7 protein-coding genes are annotated in these 5,432 nt (G+C 32.0%); 5 read left to right on the plus strand and 2 right to left on the minus strand.

What is annotated here, in order from left to right; translation table 11 throughout:
* On the plus strand, window positions 1–390 hold a 390-nt coding region (locus tag B3J44_RS01535; RefSeq protein WP_286965160.1), incomplete at its 5' end, for a DUF5915 domain-containing protein.
* A gap of 6 nt (window positions 391–396) precedes the next feature.
* Complete coding sequence (locus B3J44_RS01540) at window positions 397–777, plus strand: TraR/DksA family transcriptional regulator (protein WP_008465297.1); 381 nt, start codon at window positions 397–399, stop codon at window positions 775–777.
* A gap of 255 nt (window positions 778–1,032) precedes the next feature.
* Here the strand turns inward: B3J44_RS01540 and B3J44_RS01545 are convergent, their stop codons facing one another.
* Complete coding sequence (locus B3J44_RS01545; RefSeq protein ID WP_111425195.1) at window positions 1,033–1,413, minus strand: hypothetical protein; 381 nt, start codon at window positions 1,411–1,413, stop codon at window positions 1,033–1,035.
* Between the two features lie 35 nt (window positions 1,414–1,448).
* Window positions 1,449–1,805, minus strand: coding sequence for a roadblock/LC7 domain-containing protein (locus B3J44_RS01550; RefSeq protein ID WP_198855337.1), 357 nt, complete (start codon window positions 1,803–1,805; stop codon window positions 1,449–1,451).
* 182 nt (window positions 1,806–1,987) lie between these two features.
* Here B3J44_RS01550 and B3J44_RS01555 point away from each other — a divergent pair, with 182 nt between their 5' ends.
* The 3 genes from B3J44_RS01555 to B3J44_RS01565 form a co-directional block, all read left to right on the plus strand.
* On the plus strand, window positions 1,988–2,203 hold the full coding sequence (locus tag B3J44_RS01555) for a hypothetical protein (protein ID WP_095928396.1): 216 nt from the start codon (window positions 1,988–1,990) through the stop codon (window positions 2,201–2,203).
* Between the two features lie 119 nt (window positions 2,204–2,322).
* A complete protein-coding gene (locus B3J44_RS01560) occupies window positions 2,323–2,919 on the plus strand; it encodes a lipoprotein signal peptidase (RefSeq protein ID WP_198855338.1) in 597 nt (198 codons plus the stop codon).
* Between the two features lie 84 nt (window positions 2,920–3,003).
* Window positions 3,004–5,432: UvrD-helicase domain-containing protein (locus tag B3J44_RS01565; RefSeq protein WP_286965177.1), on the plus strand; the 2,429-nt coding region annotated here is incomplete at its 3' end.

A 5,432-nucleotide genomic window follows, 5' to 3' on the forward strand; every position in this document is an offset into this window, starting at 1 on the left:
GATATTGTTATTGCAGGAAATAGTGTAACTTTATCACTAGAAGATGTGGAAATTACATCGCAAGATATCGAAGGATGGTTGGTTGCTAATTCAAACGGAATAACAGTTGCGCTTGATATTACTCTTACCGAAGAATTAAAAAATGAAGGTATCGCTAGAGAATTAGTTAATAGAATACAAAACATTCGTAAAGACTCAGGATTTGAGGTTACGGATAAGATTAAAGTTCAAATAAAACGAGACGGTATTTTAGAAGATGCAGTTTCAAAAAATGAAGACTATATTAAGTCTGAAACATTAACAGACGAACTAGTTTTTGCTGACGTTTTAGAAAACGGCACAGAAATTGAGTTTGATGACATTAGAACCATTATATTAATTTCAAAATAGTAGAAAATGATAGATGAAATTATTAGATACTCAGACGCAGATTTAGCAGAGTTCAAAGAAATAATCCAAGCAAAAATTAAAAAAGCACAAGAAGATCTTGATTTGATCAAAAGTGCCTATATGAACGATTTGAATAACGGAACTGACGATACTTCTCCAACTTTTAAAGCTTTTGAAGAAGGAAGTGAGACCATGTCTAAAGAAGCAAACTCTCAGTTGGCTATCAGACAAGAGAAATTCATTCGTGACTTAAAAAATGCTTTATTCCGTGTAGAAAATAAAACTTACGGTATCTGCAAAGTAACAGGTAAATTAATTAGCAAAGAAAGGCTTAAAATCGTTCCTCATGCTACAATGAGTATCGAAGCTAAAAACTTGCAACGATAAGATTACGTAGAAATATGTAATAAAAAAAGCGCTCCTTTATGGGGCGCTTTTTTTGTTTAATGTTTAACTATGAGCTAATTCACTGGCGAATTTGTACTTTGAAAGAAATTGTTTATAATTAATCAAAATAAAATTAAAAATGCGGTATTGATTTTTGTAAGAACAATTTTGTTTGTTTTACTTTCGTTTGTTATAAGCTATAAAAAAAACCGTCTTGAATTAAGACGGTTTGTAATAGATAAAAATTTAAGAAAATTATGCTAGGTTTTTTTCAACGTCAGCTTTGTGTTTTCTTAAAATAGCTCTTGTCATACCTAGATTAGCTTTTGAAGCATCTGCGGCCAAGTAAATCATGAACTTTTTGTTTGGAGAAATGTCGATAATATGAATTTGATTAGAAAGTGTAATCAAAATATCTTCGATATCCTGGTTTAAGTTTAATGCTTTTACAGCACTTAGTTTAGCTTTTACAACCTCTAGGTTATAAGCTGCTGCAAGTTCAGGGTCAAAACTAGGGTCGATAGTTAAATTTCCAAAACTTAATCCAGATTCAATTTCAGTTACTGCTACAGCGATAAAGCCGTTCACGTTTGTTTTCATTTCATTTAAAAACACGTTTAAAAAATCATTGCTCATAGTTCATTTGGGTTATTTGTTAATAGAATTTATTGTTATTTCAATAATGAATTTTTGCTTAATTCAGCAGAAACTTCTTCTGTAGAACGCATCAATAATGCAAGGTTGCTTCCTTCTCGAGAAAAAGCAACAATGAAATTGGAACCGCTTATTTTGTTTCCAACGATAACGCCTTCGGCGCTTTTTAAGTACAATTGTTTTAAAGAGCCTTTTTCTAAATCGAGTAAGAATTTTTCGCTCATAGATAAAATTGCTGCGCTCATTGCGGCGATACTATCTCCATAGTCTAAATTCAGTGAGGTAATGAGTTTGCCTTTCCCATTTAAAATTAAAGCTGCTGTAGATTTTGTGCTGACAAGAAAGTCATTTAGGGTAGTTGTGATTTCATTCATGATTTTGTAGGATTTTGGGATGAATGTTAAATTCAGTTCGTTTGGTAATTTGGATTTAAAAATTAATTGCTGTTTAACCTAAACAAGTGTTAATTTTTATTAACAAATATAAATTAAATTATGTATCATTGTAGTACCAAATCAGTAATAATTTAAATTATTTACTACAAAAAACTTACATTATGGCTAAAGTATTGAAATTCAAAGAAGTAAACTCTGATGTAGAGCGCAGAATGAAAGAATTTGAAAAACTGCGCGTTAAGTTTAAAGCTGATGTAAAAAAGGGAGAAGCTAAGAAGTTGGCGGCCGGAAAAGAAAGCAAGGGAATATTTAAATCTATTTCAGAATTTTTTTCCGACAGTCCAAAGACACCAGCTAAAGCTGCCGTAAAAAAGTAAACTTCATCAGGTTTAGATTAGCAGATAAACTTGTTTAGTTTGTTACAAAAGAATTAACGCTCCTTTAGGAGCGTTTTTTTTGATTAAATTGTTATTTTTGCCCATCAAAAAATTATAAAATGTCATTACGAAAAGCGTATTTCCTTATATTCTTAGTTTTAATTGTTGATCAGCTTTCTAAAATTTATGTCAAAACAAATTTTGTTTTAGGCGAAGAAGTTGTAATTGCTGATTGGTTTAGAATTCATTTTATTGAAAATGAAGGAATGGCTTGGGGTACAAAAATACCAGGTGAATACGGAAAACTAATCTTGACCGTTTTCAGAATCTTTGCTGTTGTTGGAATTGGATGGTGGCTTTCTGATTCAGTAAAAAAGCGTCATTCAAATTATTTGATAGCAGCTATTGCATTAATCTTCGCAGGAGCGGCTGGAAATATTATCGATTCTGTTTTCTACGGAGTTATTTTTGATGACAGCACACATAACTTAGCAACTATTTTTTCTCCAACTCCATATGGTACGTGGTTTCATGGTTTGGTTGTAGATATGTTTTACTTTCCTATTTGGGAAGGGGAGCTTCCAAGTTGGTTGCCAATATTTGGAGGAAAACATTTTGCATTCTTCAATGCAATTTTTAATATTGCCGATGTGGCAATTTCTACTGGTGTAGGTATACTTTTGGTTTTCAACAAAAGAGCTTTTCCAAAACACTAATTTTATCGATTTCTCAATTTTATTTGATTTTTTAATTAATACTGCGCTAGAAGTGCTATTTTTACGATATAAAAAATCAAAACTATGCAAAGTCCGTCTTTTTCTATTTATGATGCTTCTGCAGGATCAGGAAAGACGTATACTTTGGTTAAAGAATATTTAAAGATTATTCTTTCTTCTCCAAAAAACGATGCATATCGAAATATTTTAGCAATTACTTTTACCAACAAAGCGGTTCATGAAATGAAAAGCCGTATTGTTGGAAATTTGTCTGAATTTGCAAAAGACGATCCGTCTCCAAAAGCGGCTGATTTGATGGAAGATTTGTCGCGGGATACAGGGCTTTCAATCATTAAAATTAAAACCAAATCGCAGCAGATCATTAAGCACTTAATTCATAATTATGCAGCTTTTGATATTTCTACCATTGATAAATTTACCCATAAAGTTATTCGTGCTTTTGCGCACGATTTAAATCTTCCGATGACTTTTGAAGTCACTCTGGATACCGAAAATTTATTGGTTGAGGCTGTTGATGCAATTATTGCTCAAGCAGGAGAAGACGAAACATTGACCAAATTGCTTATCGATTTTACAATGGAAAAAACCGATGATGACAAAAGTTGGGATGTTTCTCGGGAAATTCTCGATACGGGAAGATTGGTTTTGAATGAAAACAATAGAAATGAAATTTTGCATTTTCAAGATAAAACAATTGGAGAATTTGTTGAGATTAAAAAGAAAATGCAGGCGCTTTGCAAAGAACTTGAAGAAACTAACGAAGGTCTTGCAACAAAAGCAATTGAATTAATTGATAAAAACGGAATTGATCCAAAATCATTTTCAAGAGGAACTTTTCCAAATCATTTAGAAAGTATTCGAAGCGGAAAATTCAATCCAAAAAATAAAACCTTTCATGAGTTTGATGATATTGCAATTAACAAAACGGCAAAAGACCGAGCGTTAATTGAAAATATTATTCCAGAATTGCTTCAGATATTAAAAGAGGTTTATCAAAATTTCGAAAAAAGAGATTTTTATAAGGCTTTCTTAAAAAACATAACTCCGCTTTCTTTACTGAATACGGTGAGTAATGAACTTGCTAAAATTCAGTCGGAACAAAATGTTTTATCGATTTCAGAATTCAATGCGATTATTCATCGCGAAATTCAGAATCAGCCAGCGCCTTTTATCTATGAACGTTTAGGTGAGCGTTATCGCAATTTCTTTATTGATGAATTTCAAGATACATCAGAAATGCAATGGCAGAACTTGATTCCGCTTATTGATAATTCACTTTCTGGTTTGGATGATTATGGTAACAAAGGAACTTTGATGATTGTTGGAGATCCGAAACAGTCAATTTATCGCTGGCGCGGAGGAAAAGCAGAACAGTTTATCGAGTTAAGTAAAGAAGAAGTCGCTTTTTTTCATCACGAAAAAAAAGTGAAGCATTTAGATACCAATTATAGAAGTTATAGTGAGGTTATTGAATTTAATAATGCTTTCTTCCAATTAATTTCGACTGAATTTACAAATGCGGATTATAAGGATTTATACGAGAATCACAGCTTCCAAAATACGAATTCGAAAAAAGGGGGTTATGTGAATATTTCTTTTCTTCCAATTGCCGAGAAAAATGAATTTATAGATGATGAAGAAGTTGTAGAGAAATCAGATTTGTATGTTTTAGCAACTTTAAATACGATTAGAGAAGTCGTTAAGCAGGGTTTTGAATATAAAGATATTGTAATCCTGACCAGAAAAAGAGATCAAGGAATTGCGGTTGCAAATTATTTGACCGAGCAAGGTGTTCCGCTTCTTTCTTCAGAAACTTTAATGATTCAGAATGCATCAGAAGTTCGTCTTATAATTCATCTTCTTCGATATTTAAATAATAGTGCCGACTTAGAGTCGAAAGCTAACTTTTTGCATTTTCTTTCTTCAACAAAAGATTTGTCTATGCCGGTTCATGATTTCATTGCATTGGGAATGAATCATAGATTTGAAAAAGAATTTGAAGAATGGCTTGTGACTTTTGATGTTTCTTTTTCTTTTGAAGATGTTCGAAAGAAATCCTTATATGAGGCTGTTGAAATCATTATTTCTAAATTTATTCTTCCGTCTGAAGGAAATGCTTATGTGCAGTTTTTTCTGGATATTGTTTTAGAAAGAGATATTCGAAATCAATCTGGAGTTGCAGACTTTTTGATTTTCTGGGATAAAAATTCGGATAAATTTAGCATTCCGTCTCCAGAAGGAAATAATGCAGTTCGTATTATGACGATTCATAAATCTAAAGGATTAGAGTTTCCGGTTGTAATTATGCCTTTTGCAGATGAAGATTATAATCGAAAGCCAAAAGATAAATTGTGGCTTGATACTGAAGAAATAGATTTAGGAGTTCCAAAAGCCTTGGTTGATAATAGCAGTGCGGTTGAAAGTTTTGGAGAAAGTGCCTCGGCAGTTTTTAATTTGAAAAAACAAGAAGAGCTTTTAGATAATATAAATGT

Source organism: Flavobacterium sp. UBA4854 (genome assembly GCF_002399805.1).
Taxonomy (GTDB): domain Bacteria; phylum Bacteroidota; class Bacteroidia; order Flavobacteriales; family Flavobacteriaceae; genus Flavobacterium; species Flavobacterium ginsengisoli.